The following is a 13,677-nucleotide window of genomic DNA, read 5'->3' on the forward strand; positions in this document are numbered from 1 at the left end:
ATGTGTTAGGCCTGCCGCCAGCGTTCAATCTGAGCCATGATCAAACTCTTCAGTTCAAACATCTTTGGGTTTTTAAGAAACCCTAAACTTGGCTCAGCAATCGTTGGTTACATCTTTGATTTCTCGCGGAGTAACTTGTGATGCTGATAATCTTGTTGACTATCAGTCTGACTCCACAAGCACCCACACGAATTGCTTGATTCAGTTGTTAAAGAGCGGTTGGTTAAGATCTTTCGTCTCAACCGAGGCGCGCATTCTACAGCAGCCTCATTTGCTGTCAAGTGATTATTTTCAGAAGCTTTCGAAGAATTCTTCAACAACTTCAACCACTTGCGCTTCCGATCTCTCGTCAGCGGGAGGCGAATTCTACAGCGTTACACGCTGCTGTCAACACCTCTTTTTCAACTTCCTTTTGGCTTCGATAAACTGAAGCAACTCACTGCCGAAACCTACACAACTCATTGAATCTCAAGGAGTTTTCCGTTTCGACTGCGCCGGAAGTGGGGCGAATTATAGACATCTGAAATCTGCCGTCAACCGTTAATTTCAGTTTTCTTTCAATCACTTGCAGATTGGCTAAAAAACATCCAACCCCTTCCATATAGGAGGAAAGAACCCTTCTATATAGAAGGAATGGTCACAACACCCCGGCCGCCTTCAAGTCGGCCACTGCACCAGCCCCCATCCCAAGCACCCGTTGTAAAACATCCAGCGTATGCTCACCTAGCAAAGGAGGCGCACGACGATACTCGACCGGTGTCTGCGACATACGAATCGGGCTCGCCACCTGAGGCACCATCCCCGCCAACGCATGCGGCAGCTCTATCGCCAGCCCACGCGCCTTTACCTGAGGATCCTCGAACACCTGCGACAGATCATTGATCGGCCCGCACGGTACGCCGGCCTGCTCCAGTTGAGCCACCCATTCAGCGGTAGTCTTGAACACCGTCGCCTGACGAATCAAAGGAATCAGTACCGCCCGGTTCGCCACTCGCAGCTTATTGGTAGCAAAGCGTGGATCATCAGCCCACTGCGGCTGCCCCGCCACTTCGGCAAACTTGCGGAACTGCCCGTCATTACCCACGGTAAGAATGAAATCGCCGTCAGCCGTAGGAAAGTCCTGATAAGGCACGATGTTCGGATGCGCATTACCCAGACGTTTAGGTGCATTGCCCGTGGTCAAATAATTCATCGCCTGGTTAGCCAGACACGCAACCTGTACATCCAGCAAAGCCATATCAATGTGCTGTCCACCGCCATCGTGATCACGATGGGCCAGCGCAGCCAGAATCGCTACCGTCGAATACAACCCGGTAAGAATGTCCGTCAACGCCACACCGACCTTCACCGGCCCGGCCCCCTCATCACCCTCAGGCCGACCGGTGAGACTCATCAGTCCACCCAACCCCTGGATCATGAAGTCGTAGCCGGCGCGTTTGGCATACGGCCCAGTCTGACCAAAGCCAGTAATCGAGCAATAGATCAGGTTCGGATTGATCGCCCTCAGTGACTCATAGTCCAGCCCATAAGCCGCCAGACCACCCACCTTGAAGTTCTCTATGAGGATGTCCGACTTCATCGCCAGTTCGCGTACCAGCCTCTGCCCCTCGGGGCGGGTGAAGTCGATAGTCACCGATTGTTTGTTGCGGTTCGCCGACAGGTAATAAGCCGCTTCCGACGTATTCTCGCCATAAGCGTCTTTAAGGAAGGGCGGCCCCCAGGCGCGAGTGTCGTCACCATTGCCGGGACGCTCGACCTTGATCACCTCGGCGCCAAGGTCGGCGAGGATCTGCCCGGCCCACGGCCCGGCCAACACTCGCGATAAATCCAGTACCCGCAGATACGACAGCGCGCCCATGGTCGCTCTCCTATTAATAGAACGCCTGCAGACCAGTTTGCGCACGCCCGAGGATCAGCGCGTGGACGTCGTGAGTGCCTTCATAGGTATTCACCACTTCAAGGTTGACCAAATGGCGGGCAACACCGAACTCATCGGAAATGCCGTTACCGCCGAGCATGTCGCGCGCCATACGAGCGATATCCAACGACTTGCCGCACGAGTTGCGTTTCATGATCGAGGTGATTTCGACAGCCGCGGTACCTTCATCCTTCATGCGACCCAGACGCAGACAACCTTGCAGCGCCAAAGTGATTTCGGTCTGCATGTCGGCCAGTTTCTTCTGGATCAACTGTGTAGCGGCCAATGGGCGACCGAACTGCTGACGATCCAGGGTGTACTGGCGGGCGGTGTGCCAGCAAAACTCGGCAGCGCCCAGTGCGCCCCAAGAGATGCCATAGCGTGCGGAGTTGAGGCAGGTGAACGGGCCTTTCAGACCGCGCACGTCCGGGAAGATGTTCTCTTCCGGCACGAACACGTTATCCATAACGATTTCGCCGGTGATCGAGGCACGGAGGCCAACCTTACCGTGGATGGCCGGAGCACTCAGGCCTTTCCAGCCTTTCTCCAATACAAAACCGCGAATGTCGCCAGCATCGTCTTTGGCCCAGACCACGAACACATCAGCGATCGGGCTGTTGGTGATCCACATCTTCGCGCCGGTCAGGCTGTAGCCGCCGTCGACTTTACGTGCACGGGTAATCATCGCGCCCGGATCGGAACCGTGGTTTGGCTCGGTCAGGCCGAAGCAGCCGATCCATTCACCGGAAGCCAGCTTCGGCAGGTATTTCTGTTTCTGTGCTTCGGTACCGAATTCATTGATCGGCACCATTACCAGCGACGACTGCACGCTCATCATCGAGCGGTAGCCGGAATCGACCCGCTCGACTTCACGGGCAATCAGACCATAGCTGACATAGTTGAGGCCGCTGCCACCGTACTGTTCAGGGATGGTCGCGCCCAACAGGCCGACTTCGCCCATCTCGCGAAAGATCGCCGGGTCAGTTTTCTCATGACGGAAGGCTTCAAGAACACGCGGAGCGAGGCTCTGTTGAGCGAACTGCTCGGCGGTGTCGCGGATCATGCGCTCTTCTTCGGTGAGCTGTTGATCCAGCAGCAGGGGATCGATCCAGTTGAAGCTAGCTTTACCGCCCATGAGTGTGTCCTCGCAAATCGGGTGAATTAACGTGGCATTGATCCTAGGCGCGGTTCGCCGTCGCGGCAAACGAGGATTTCGCATTCTGTTGTGCTAATTTCTCACTCCGAAACGTCGCGAAATGCCTTTTATGCGGCGCATTAGTGAGGTTGATGTACATGCGCAGGAAGATCCCCAGCACCACAGCACTGATCAGTTTCGAGGCCGCCGCGCGTCACGAGAGCTTTACCCGCGCCGCTGAAGAACTTTCCCTCACCCAGGGCGCGATTTGCCGACAGATTGCCAGCCTTGAAGAGTTCCTCAGTGTGGAACTGTTCCGACGCTCGCGGCGGGGCGTGAAACTGACCGAGGCGGGACTTTCCTACAGCCGCCGAGTCGCCACGCAACTCGATGCGGTTGAGCGCGACACGCTTTCAGTGATGGGCCAGCAAGGCACCAACGTGATCGAACTGGCGGTGGTGCCAACCTTTGGCACGCAATGGCTGCTACCGCGACTCAAGGATTTCCAACTCAAACACCCGGAAGTCACCGTCAACCTGACCAACCGCACCCGCCCTTTCCTGTTTGCCGATACCGAGTTCGATGCTGCGATCTACTTTGGCGATGCCGACTGGTCGGGTACCGAATCCCACAGACTGATGGGCGAGAATCCGATGCCGGTGTGCAGCCCGGCCCTACTCGGTGACAAGACTCATCTGACAGCCGACGAGATTGCCGAGCTACCGCTTTTGCAGCAGACCACCCGCCCCTACGCCTGGCGCCAATGGTTCAACTCGCAACACCTGAATATCCCCCGCGACATGACAGGTCCCCGCTACGAGCTATTCTCCATGCTCGCCCAAGCGGCCATGCACGACATGGGGATCGCGCTGATTCCACCGTTCCTGATTCAGCGCGAACTTGCAGAGAAGCGTCTGGTGATTGCCAACCCGCAGGCCCTCTCCAGCATCAAGGCCTATTACTTGATGATTCCGGAGCGAAAGGTCGAATCAGCATCACTCAGGGCATTTCGTGACTGGTTGGTAAACCAGGCGCAGAGCTACAACCTAGAAGGATAAAGGCTTACAAAGATAATTAACCCCGTAGTCAGGAAATGCAAAGCCCTACAGATATAACTAATTGTCGCAATTCAACAGACTGTATCCGAAAGTCGTACAGACGTCCCACAAGCGCCTGACGACGTGGCTTTGAGCCTCCATCGGCGACGCATTGATGCCTATTCACGTCACCGATGAGAAATTTTTCCATAATCGGCCAGAATCCTTGCAAGGCACGGCCTGCAAGGGATTCAGCTGGCCATCTGCGACATTCGGTCACGGCATGACTTGTAGTTAATTTTCCGTCACCAGTCATAATCCCTTGAAGGGCATAAAGTTCGCCTGCAAAATGCCGCGCCCCGCCCTGATTTGGCGGGATCGTGCTGATCGGCCGCCCCAGTCGCACCATCCGTAGTGCATGGGTTTACTCAATAAGATCACGCAGGAGATTTGACGTGCACATTGGTGTTCCTCTCGAAACCCAGACCGGTGAAACACGGGTTGCTGCAACCCCGGAAACCATTAAAAAGCTGATCAGCCAAGGCCATAAGGTCACTGTGCAAACCGGCGCCGGCGTAAAAGCCAGTGTGGTCGACAGTGCCTATGAAGCGGCAGGCGCAACCATTGGCAGTGCCAATGACGCGTTTGGCGCCGAGCTGATTCTCAAAGTGGTCGCCCCGAGCGATGCCGAACTGACGCTGATCAAGCGCGGTACGGTGCTGGTCGGCATGCTCAACCCGTTCAACAACGAAACCATCGCGAAGATGGCCGAGTGCGGGATTACCGCGTTCGCCCTCGAAGCGGCGCCGCGCACCTCGCGCGCGCAGAGTCTCGATGTTTTGTCATCGCAGGCGAACATTGCCGGCTATAAGGCTGTGTTGCTGGCCGCTCACCACTACCCACGCTTCATGCCGATGCTGATGACGGCTGCGGGCACCGTGAAAGCGGCGCGCGTGCTGATTCTCGGCGCCGGTGTGGCCGGGTTGCAGGCGATTGCCACGGCGAAACGTCTGGGTGCGGTGATCGAAGCGTCTGACGTACGTCCGGCGGTGAAAGAGCAGATCGAATCCCTCGGCGCCAAGTTCGTCGACGTGCCGTACGAGACCGATGAAGAGCGCGAATGCGCCGTCGGTGTCGGTGGTTACGCGCGGCCAATGCCGGCGAGCTGGATGCAGCGTCAGGCGCAGGCCGTGCACGAGCGCGCGAAGCAGGCTGACATCGTCATCACCACCGCGTTGATTCCGGGCCGCAAGGCACCGACGCTGTTGAGCGCGGAGACGGTGGCGCAGATGAAACCGGGTTCGGTGGTCATCGACCTCGCCGCTGCTCAGGGTGGCAACTGCCCGCTGACCGTGGCTGATCAGGTCGTGATCGAGAATGGCGTGACCATTTGCGGCCCGACCAATCTGGCCGGTGAAGTCGCTGCAGACGCCTCGGCACTGTACGCGCGCAACCTGCTGGACTTCCTCAAGCTGGTGTTCACCAAAGAAGGCCAGTTCGACGTCAACCTCGAAGACGATATCGTCGCCGCGTGCCTGATGTGCCGCGACGGCCAAGTCATCCGCAAAAACGCCTAAGCAGGGATTCAGACGATGGAAGAGCTTATCTCCCCCGGTATCTACAACCTGATCATCTTCGTGCTGGCGATTTATGTCGGTTACCACGTGGTCTGGAACGTTACACCTGCGCTGCACACGCCATTGATGGCGGTCACCAACGCCATTTCGGCGATCGTGATCGTCGGCGCCATGCTTGCCGCCGCACTGACCGTCACGCCGCTGGGCAAAACCATGGGCACCCTCGCCGTGGCACTGGCTGCGGTCAACGTGTTCGGTGGCTTCCTGGTCACCCGCCGCATGCTTGAGATGTTCAAGAAGAAAGCCCCGAAAGTAAAAGAAGAGGCGCCGAAGTAATGAGCATGAATCTCGTCACGACGCTCTACCTGATCGCGTCGATCTGTTTTATCCAGGCCCTCAAAGGCCTGTCGCACCCGACTACTTCGCGGCGCGGCAACCTGTTCGGCATGCTCGGCATGGCGTTGGCGATCCTGACCACTGTCGGCCTCATCTATAAACTCGGGGCTGAGCTGGCCACTGCCGGCATCGGTTACGTCATCGTCGGTCTGCTGGTCGGCGGCACCGCCGGTTCGATCATGGCCAAACGCGTTGAAATGACCAAGATGCCGGAACTGGTCGCCTTCATGCACAGCATGATCGGTCTGGCAGCGGTGTTCATCGCGATCGCCGCAGTTGTTGAGCCGCAATCGCTGGGTATCGTTAAACAGCTGGGCGACTCGATTCCGGCTGGCAACCGTCTGGAGCTGTTCCTCGGCGCCGCCATCGGTGCAATCACCTTCTCCGGTTCGGTGATTGCGTTCGGCAAGCTGTCGGGCAAGTACAAGTTCCGCCTGTTTCAAGGCGCACCGGTACAATTTGCCGGGCAGCACAAGCTCAACGCAGTGCTGGGTCTGGCGACGTTGGCACTGGGCCTGACCTTCATGTTCACCGGCAACCTCACTGCGTTCGCGCTGATGCTGGCGCTGGCGTTCGTGATGGGTGTGCTGATCATCATCCCGATCGGCGGCGCCGACATGCCAGTTGTGGTGTCGATGCTCAATAGCTACTCGGGCTGGGCGGCGGCGGGTATTGGCTTCTCGCTGAACAACTCGATGCTGATCATTGCCGGTTCCCTGGTGGGTTCGAGCGGTGCGATCCTCTCGTACATCATGTGCAAGGCGATGAACCGCTCCTTCTTTAATGTACTGCTCGGTGGTTTCGGCAATACGGCCGATGCAGGTCCTGCCGGTGCGAAAGAAGCCCGTCCAGTGAAATCCGGTTCGGCTGATGACGCGACTTTCCTGCTGACCAACGCCGACACCGTGATCATCGTGCCGGGTTACGGCTTGGCAGTAGCGCGTGCGCAGCATGCGCTGAAGGAATTGACCGAGAAGCTGACTCACCGTGGCGTGACCGTGAAGTATGCGATCCACCCGGTTGCCGGCCGTATGCCGGGACACATGAACGTTCTGCTCGCCGAGGCCGAAGTGCCTTACGATCAGGTGTTCGAGATGGAAGACATCAACTCCGAGTTCGGCCAGGCCGACGTGGTGCTGGTGCTCGGCGCGAACGACGTGGTCAACCCGGCCGCGAAGAACGATCCGAAGTCGCCGATTGCCGGCATGCCGATTCTCGAGGCGTTCAAGGCCAAGACCATCATCGTCAACAAGCGCTCGATGGCCAGCGGCTATGCCGGTTTGGACAACGAACTGTTCTACCTGGACAAGACCATGATGGTGTTCGGCGACGCGAAGAAAGTCATCGAAGACATGGTCAAAGCGGTCGAGTAATACCCGCGCTGCAATAGCGAACGCCCCGACTCGTCGGGGCGTTTTTGTTTGCGCAAAACGTCGGACAATTTGCCACGTTGTTGCAGATCCAGTAACGGTGTTTTACTTCAAACCCGCTAAATAGACGCCTCGTTTGCGACCTTGGTAGCGGGACAGGCGCCCGTCAAATTCACTAGACTGCGCATCCTGCTACTCGTTGCCCGAGATAATAATCCATGTACCGTGACCGTATTCGCCTGCCTTCGTTGTTGGATAAAGTGATGAGCGCCGCCGACGCTGCTGCTCTGATTGAGGATGGCATGACCGTCGGCATGAGCGGTTTCACCCGCGCCGGCGAAGCCAAGGCTGTCCCTCACGCACTGGCCGAGCGTGCCAAGGTCACGCCGCTGAAGATCAGCCTGATGACCGGCGCCAGTCTGGGCAACGACCTCGACAAGCAATTGACTGAGGCCGGCGTGCTGTCACGACGCATGCCATTCCAGGTCGACAGCACCTTGCGCAAAGCCATCAACGCCGGCCAAGTCATGTTCATCGACCAGCATCTGTCGGAAACCGTCGAGCAACTGCGCAACCAGCAACTGAAGCTGCCGGACATTGCGGTCATCGAAGCTGTAGCCATCACCGAGCAAGGCCACATCGTGCCGACCACTTCAGTGGGCAACTCGGCGAGCTTCGCGATTTTCGCCAAACAGGTGATCGTCGAGATCAATCTGGCGCACAACGCCAACCTCGAAGGCCTGCACGACATCTATATCCCGACGTACCGCCCGACGCGCACGCCGATCCCGCTGGTGAAAGTCGACGACCGCATCGGTAGCACGGCGATTCCGATTCCGCCGGAGAAGATCGTCGCCATCGTTATCACCCAGCAGGCGGACTCGCCGTCTACCGTGTCGTCGCCAGACGTCGACACCAACGCCATCGCCGATCACCTGATAACCTTCTTCAAGCAGGAAGTCGACGCCGGGCGCATGACCAACAAGCTCGGCCCGTTGCAGGCGGGGATCGGCAACATTGCCAACGCGGTGATGTGCGGTCTGATCGATTCGCCGTTTGAAGACCTGACCATGTACTCCGAAGTGCTGCAGGATTCGACCTTCGATCTGATCGACGCCGGCAAGCTGAGCTTTGCGTCGGGCAGCTCGATCACCCTGTCGGAACGCCGCAACAGCGACGTGTTCGGCAATCTGGAGAAGTACAAGGACAAACTGGTGCTGCGGCCGCAGGAGATCTCCAACCACCCGGAAGTGGTTCGTCGGTTGGGCATCATCGGCATCAACACGGCGCTGGAGTTCGACATTTACGGCAACGTCAACTCCACCCACGTCTGCGGCACGCGGATGATGAACGGCATCGGCGGTTCCGGTGACTTCGCGCGCAACGCGCATCTGGCGGTGTTCGTGACCAAGTCAATCGCCAAGGGCGGCGCGATTTCCAGCGTGGTGCCGATGGTCAGCCACGTTGACCATACCGAGCATGACGTCGACATTCTGGTGACCGAGGTGGGCCTGGCGGACCTTCGCGGCCTGGCGCCACGGGAGCGTGCACGAGTGATCATCGATAACTGTGTGCACCCGGACTTCCGTCAGGCGCTGAATGATTACTTCACGAAGGCCTGTGCAATCGGTGGCCACACCCCGCACATCCTGCGTGAAGCGTTGAGCTGGCACATCAACCTGGAAGAAACCGGGCGCATGCTCGCGGTCTGATCCACACAGATAAACCGCCGACGCAAACACAGTTTGCGTCGGCGGACTTTCTCAAGCCTCCCTCCCCGACAAAAACTGTACTGCTGTACTGGTCATTTCCTACAGACTTTGCCTACCTTTCCGAGTGATTCGAGCAGAAATGCACCGATTTAGTGCTGACAGGTACAGTTTGCGCATTTTTGACCCGTACACCATCTTTAAACAGTTAACTGGTCACTCACAATACAGTTGAACTGTATCTAGAGAGACTTGGCAAACGAGAGGATCATGGGCACCAGTCAAACCACTACCTGATCCCGCCACAAGCGGAAGGATGTCAACCATGGAACGTACACTCAGTTCCGAACTGTTCTTCGAAGACAAAGCTGTAAACACCCAGGCTTCCCTGCCTCTGCGCGTTATCGCCAACCTGATGCTGTGGCAGCGCCGCATCTCCAGCCGCCATCAACTGGCTCGTCTGGATTCGCGTTTGCTGGCTGACGCCGGTATCAGCGAAGCACAACGCTACGAAGAGCTGAGCAAGCCGTTCTGGCGCTAAGTAGCGTCGCTGGCTCTGGTCGTTAGACCCACCGCCAGCAACCCGAATTGAACAAGCAAAACCCGTCGTGGGAAACCACGACGGGTTTTGTCGTTTTGGGCTCTTAAAAAGCCATACCAGTACAGTTTACATTATTCGAAATAAGACCATTACAATTGTAGGAGCTGCCGAAGGCTGCGATCTTTTGATCTTGAAAATCCAAAGCAAAAGATCGCAGCCTTCGGCAGCTCCTACAGTTTTTCGTCTGGATGCTGGTTAGGTATCGGGTTCTGCGCCTAATATCCATGCAGAACGTGGCGAATGCTGTGTCACTGGCGTCTGACTCCTCAGATACCGAGCCACCTCTCTCTACGGTTTATCCACAGGAGTTACATCATGTCCCGTCTTCGTTTGCTCAGCGCCGCCGCCCTGCTGGCCGTGGCCGCCAACGCCAGCGCCACCAGCTTCATCGTGACCACCGACGCCGTTGTCGGCGCTCTGAAGTCCTCGTCCGACGCTACATCCGACGTCACCTCGTCGTTCCGAGACGACAAGATTGTTCTTGCCGCCCGCGACGACGCTGCCAGCTTCGTGGCCAGCGAAGGCGAAATCCGTGGGGTGAAACTGGAAAGCGCGCTGGATCACATCCGTCACCAGGCGCCACAGCTGCAAGCCACAGACGCACAACTGGCTCAGGCCATCCTGACGATCTAAGCGCCAGGTACCAATCGGGACACGCCCGTCGTGTCCCGATGTTTCGGCGCTGGCTCTGGCCCGGGCATTGCGCTAGCCTTTGGGCTCACCAAAAATTACCGAGTCCGATGCGCTTTCTTCCAAATCTACTGATTCCCTCCGTATTGTTCACCGCCTGCTGGACGACGCCGGTCAATGCCTTTGATGCTTTCAACGCGTCGACCCAAGGCACCGTCGTCAGTGGTTACGCCACCAGCATGGTGTCTTCCGCGCCTTTCGACCGTAAACTGCTGCTCGCCGCCCATGATGACGCGGCCGCATTTGTTGCCAGTGACGGTGAATGGCGAGGTGCTCGTCTGGAATCCGCGCTGCATTACCTGCGCAAAACCCGGCCGAAACTTCATGTCAGCGACCTTGAACTGGCAGAGGCAATTCTCGTCCAATAGTTATCCCGTATCCCCGTTATCCTTGCCCCTTCGGAGTCGTTCCATGCGTAGCCCGCTGATTGCTGCCGCCCTTGGCCTGTTTTTGTTGGCCGACGTGGCCCAGGCGCACACCCTGGTAGCCACCAGTAACATCATCGTTCGTGCCTCCCAGCGCACCATCGATTTCACTTCCGACACCACCACGTCGATTCGCGATTCGAAAATCATCCGCGAAGCCCACGACGACGCTGCCAGTTTCGTAGCGTCCAATGGCGATATCCGTGGCGCACACCTGGAAGCCGCGTTCAATACCTTGCGCACTCGCGTGCCGGAAGCGCGCGACGCCAGTGATCAGGTTCTCGCCGAAGCCATCCTCGCACTGTGAAGTCACTCGGCACCTGGCTGCTGGCCGGGGCGTTGTTGCTGCTTGGCAACAGCGCCCACGCCGGCCTGCAACTGCGGCTCAAGACCGACGGCCTGAGCCCCGCCCAACAACAGGCCAGCCAGGCGCTGATCGATGAGGCGATGCAAAAGCTGCCGCCGAGCTTTATCGAGCGGCTGGATCGGCGCATCGATGTCGGCTGGACCGACGACATGCCGAGCAACGCCTATGGCCAAGCCACCCTGGTCGCCGAACTCGACCTGAATCGCAAACTGCTCGCCAGCCTGACTGACGGTAGTGCGGCCAAAGAAAAAACCAATCGCCCCCACGGCACTGTGCGTCAGGAACTGCTCGCCACGGTGCTGCATGAAATCACCCATATTTATGATCGCGCGCGCCTGTGGCCGAGTGCCGAGCGCACGCTGATCCAGCGTTGCACTCGACGGTTCAACAGCGCCGGGCTGATCGGCATCCCCGATGAATGCCGTGGCCAGAACGGCCGGCGCTTCACCCTCAGCGATGATCCGCGCCTGCTCGACCTCGCCGGTTGGCAGCAATACGTCGGTCGTCGTGGTGAACGCGAACAACACAACCGGCAAATCGCGCGCAGCCCGGACCTGTACGAAATCTCCAGCCCCAAGGAGTTCGTCGCGGTCAACATGGAGTATTTCCTCCTCGACCCGAGCTACGCCTGCCGCCGCCCGGCGCTGTATCGCTATTACCAGGAGCACTTCGGCTGGGCTCCTCCGGCCAAGGACGCCTGCAGCAAAACCTTCTCCTTCCTCAATGCCGGCAACGACTTCGCCAAGCAACCCTTGGGGCAGGTCGATCCGGAACGGGTCTACGCCGTCGACTATCTGCTGGCCGAGGCCAATCAGAACTGGGTCAGCCGCTGGGGCCACAGCATGTTGCGTCTGGTGATTTGCGCGCCGGGCCGCCCGCGCGGGCCGGATTGCCGACTCGATCTGGACCAGCATCTGGTGTTGTCCTACCGCGCCTTTGTCGGTGACGTGCAGCTGTCGAGCTGGGACGGACTGGTCGGCAAATACCCGTCGCGGCTGTTCGTGCTGCCGCTTGCGCAGGTCATCGACGAATACACCAAGACCGAACTGCGCAGCCTCGCTTCCGTGCCGCTGAACCTGTCACGCGACGAGATCGAAGGCGTAGTCGAGCATGCGGCCGAGATGCACTGGAGCTATGACGGCAACTACTTCTTCCTCTCCAACAACTGTGCAGTGGAAGGTTTGAAACTGTTGCGCAGCGGCAGCAACAACGCGCAGCTCATCGGCCTCGACAGCATCATGCCCAACGGTTTGCTGGAAGTGCTCAAGGGACGCGGCCTCGCCGATACCAGCGTATTGGATGATCCGAAAGAAGCGTTGCGTCTGGGTTACCGCTTCGACTCGTTCCGCGATCGCTATCAGGCGATGTTCGATGTGCTGAAGAAGCAATTACCGATCAAGCAGAACACCGTTGAAGAATGGCTTTCGCTGACAGCCGAAGAACGGCGTGAGTGGTTCGAGCGTGCGGATCTGCGCACCAGCGCCGCGTTGTTGTTGCTGGAGCAGGCGAGTTATCGCCGCCAATTGCTGCTGGCACAAGACGAGGTCAAGCAGCGTTACCTCGGTGCGCGCGAGCTGGAAAACGGCGGCATGGACAAGGCCAACGCGACCTTGCAGGAAATTCTCGCCAACAGCGGGTTCCTTAGCCGTCCGGCAGAATTGCTCGATTCCAAGGGTTACGGATTGCCGCAGCCGACCGAGTTCAGTCGACTCGAAGCGGAGAGCAGCCAGCGGCAGAAGAAGCTGCTGGCACTGTCCGGTGATCTGGACGCCGAAGTACGCAAGTTGCTGGAGCCGAAGCGGGCCGCGGAGATTGCGGCCAGTGAGGAGAATGTGAAGCAGATTGGCGCGCATCTGCGCAAACTGCACAAGGCCTCCGGCGGACTGGAGCTGCCCTGAAAAAAAGACCGCAGCCATTGGCTGCGGTCTTTTTTATTGCCTGCGGATCAATACAAAACGCCATCGAGAATTTCGTAGACGATCCCGGTGCCCATCGCGATCAGCACAATGTCGCCCCCCGCCCGACGCCATTCATAACCCGGATACACCGGCAAACGACCCAACGCGCGACCGTCCAGACGTTCACCGTAATACCCATGCGGCAACGGCCGGCCACGCTCCAGATGAATCCCCGGCGGCAGCGGTGCACCGCGTACAAAGTAGCCATGATTGTCACGAATGGTCTGACGCACCGGACCAAAGTCGCGCGGTGGCGGGCCACCTCGATGATCATTTTGCGGACCACGGTGTTCATCACCGTGATTGTCGCCACGGTTATCGTAATGGCCCTGCTGCGGGCCGCCGTGGTCGTGATCGTCGCGCTGATCAGCGCTGGCCAGCAGCGGCGTCGCGCTGATCATCAGCGCGCCCAGTCCGGCCATCAGACGTTTCGGCATTTTCATCAAATCTTTCCTCACAGCACAAACAGCAAAAAGGGCTTCAGAACGATGTTC

At 58.3% G+C, this 13,677-nt stretch carries 13 protein-coding genes; 10 read left to right on the forward strand and 3 right to left on the reverse strand.

Going from position 1 to position 13,677, the window contains the following annotated elements:
- Positions 1-637: 637 nt before the first annotated feature.
- Positions 638-1,858 carry a CaiB/BaiF CoA-transferase family protein gene (locus tag CKW17_RS09120; protein WP_095119608.1) on the reverse strand — a complete coding sequence of 407 codons (1,221 nt, stop codon included), beginning with the start codon at positions 1,856-1,858 and terminating at the stop codon, positions 638-640.
- 13 nt (positions 1,859-1,871) lie between these two features.
- Complete coding sequence (locus tag CKW17_RS09125; RefSeq protein ID WP_007953903.1) at positions 1,872-3,053, reverse strand: acyl-CoA dehydrogenase; 1,182 nt, start codon at positions 3,051-3,053, stop codon at positions 1,872-1,874.
- A gap of 158 nt (positions 3,054-3,211) precedes the next feature.
- Here CKW17_RS09125 and CKW17_RS09130 point away from each other — a divergent pair, with 158 nt between their 5' ends.
- From CKW17_RS09130 to CKW17_RS09175, 10 genes are all read left to right on the forward strand, one after another.
- Positions 3,212-4,111, forward strand: coding sequence for a LysR family transcriptional regulator (locus CKW17_RS09130; RefSeq protein WP_095119896.1), 900 nt, complete (start codon positions 3,212-3,214; stop codon positions 4,109-4,111).
- A gap of 434 nt (positions 4,112-4,545) precedes the next feature.
- A complete protein-coding gene (locus tag CKW17_RS09135; RefSeq protein WP_095119609.1) occupies positions 4,546-5,667 on the forward strand; it encodes a Re/Si-specific NAD(P)(+) transhydrogenase subunit alpha in 1,122 nt (373 codons plus the stop codon).
- Between the two features lie 15 nt (positions 5,668-5,682).
- Positions 5,683-6,003, forward strand: a complete 321-nt coding sequence (locus tag CKW17_RS09140) for an NAD(P) transhydrogenase subunit alpha (RefSeq protein WP_003187417.1) — start codon at positions 5,683-5,685, stop codon at positions 6,001-6,003.
- Positions 6,003-7,436 (forward strand): NAD(P)(+) transhydrogenase (Re/Si-specific) subunit beta, encoded by a 1,434-nt coding sequence (locus tag CKW17_RS09145; RefSeq protein ID WP_007911651.1) that lies wholly within the window; start codon positions 6,003-6,005, stop codon positions 7,434-7,436. Before CKW17_RS09140 ends, CKW17_RS09145 begins: the two co-directional genes overlap by 1 nt.
- Before the next feature lie 215 nt (positions 7,437-7,651).
- Positions 7,652-9,145: an acetyl-CoA hydrolase/transferase family protein gene (locus tag CKW17_RS09150; RefSeq protein WP_095119610.1), complete on the forward strand. Its 1,494-nt coding sequence runs from the start codon at positions 7,652-7,654 to the stop codon at positions 9,143-9,145.
- A gap of 322 nt (positions 9,146-9,467) precedes the next feature.
- Positions 9,468-9,683, forward strand: a complete 216-nt coding sequence (locus CKW17_RS09155; protein WP_007911656.1) for a DUF1127 domain-containing protein — start codon at positions 9,468-9,470, stop codon at positions 9,681-9,683.
- 375 nt (positions 9,684-10,058) lie between these two features.
- Complete coding sequence (locus tag CKW17_RS09160) at positions 10,059-10,376, forward strand: DUF2388 domain-containing protein (protein WP_007911658.1); 318 nt, start codon at positions 10,059-10,061, stop codon at positions 10,374-10,376.
- 107 nt (positions 10,377-10,483) lie between these two features.
- On the forward strand, positions 10,484-10,801 hold the full coding sequence (locus tag CKW17_RS09165; RefSeq protein ID WP_095119611.1) for a DUF2388 domain-containing protein: 318 nt from the start codon (positions 10,484-10,486) through the stop codon (positions 10,799-10,801).
- Positions 10,802-10,844: 43 nt separating this feature from the next.
- Positions 10,845-11,165, forward strand: a complete 321-nt coding sequence (locus tag CKW17_RS09170) for a DUF2388 domain-containing protein (RefSeq protein WP_095119612.1) — start codon at positions 10,845-10,847, stop codon at positions 11,163-11,165.
- The gene (locus CKW17_RS09175) at positions 11,162-13,123 is read left to right on the forward strand and encodes a DUF4105 domain-containing protein (RefSeq protein ID WP_095119613.1); all 1,962 of its coding nucleotides are present in this window, start codon (positions 11,162-11,164) and stop codon (positions 13,121-13,123) included. Before CKW17_RS09170 ends, CKW17_RS09175 begins: the two co-directional genes overlap by 4 nt.
- Before the next feature lie 47 nt (positions 13,124-13,170).
- Here CKW17_RS09175 and CKW17_RS09180 read toward each other — a convergent pair whose 3' ends face one another.
- Positions 13,171-13,626 (reverse strand): anti-virulence regulator CigR family protein, encoded by a 456-nt coding sequence (locus CKW17_RS09180; protein WP_095119614.1) that lies wholly within the window; start codon positions 13,624-13,626, stop codon positions 13,171-13,173.
- Between the last annotated feature and the right edge of the window lie 51 nt (positions 13,627-13,677).

Source organism: Pseudomonas sp. Irchel s3f10, from assembly GCF_900187515.1.
GTDB lineage: Bacteria > Pseudomonadota > Gammaproteobacteria > Pseudomonadales > Pseudomonadaceae > Aquipseudomonas > Aquipseudomonas tensinigenes.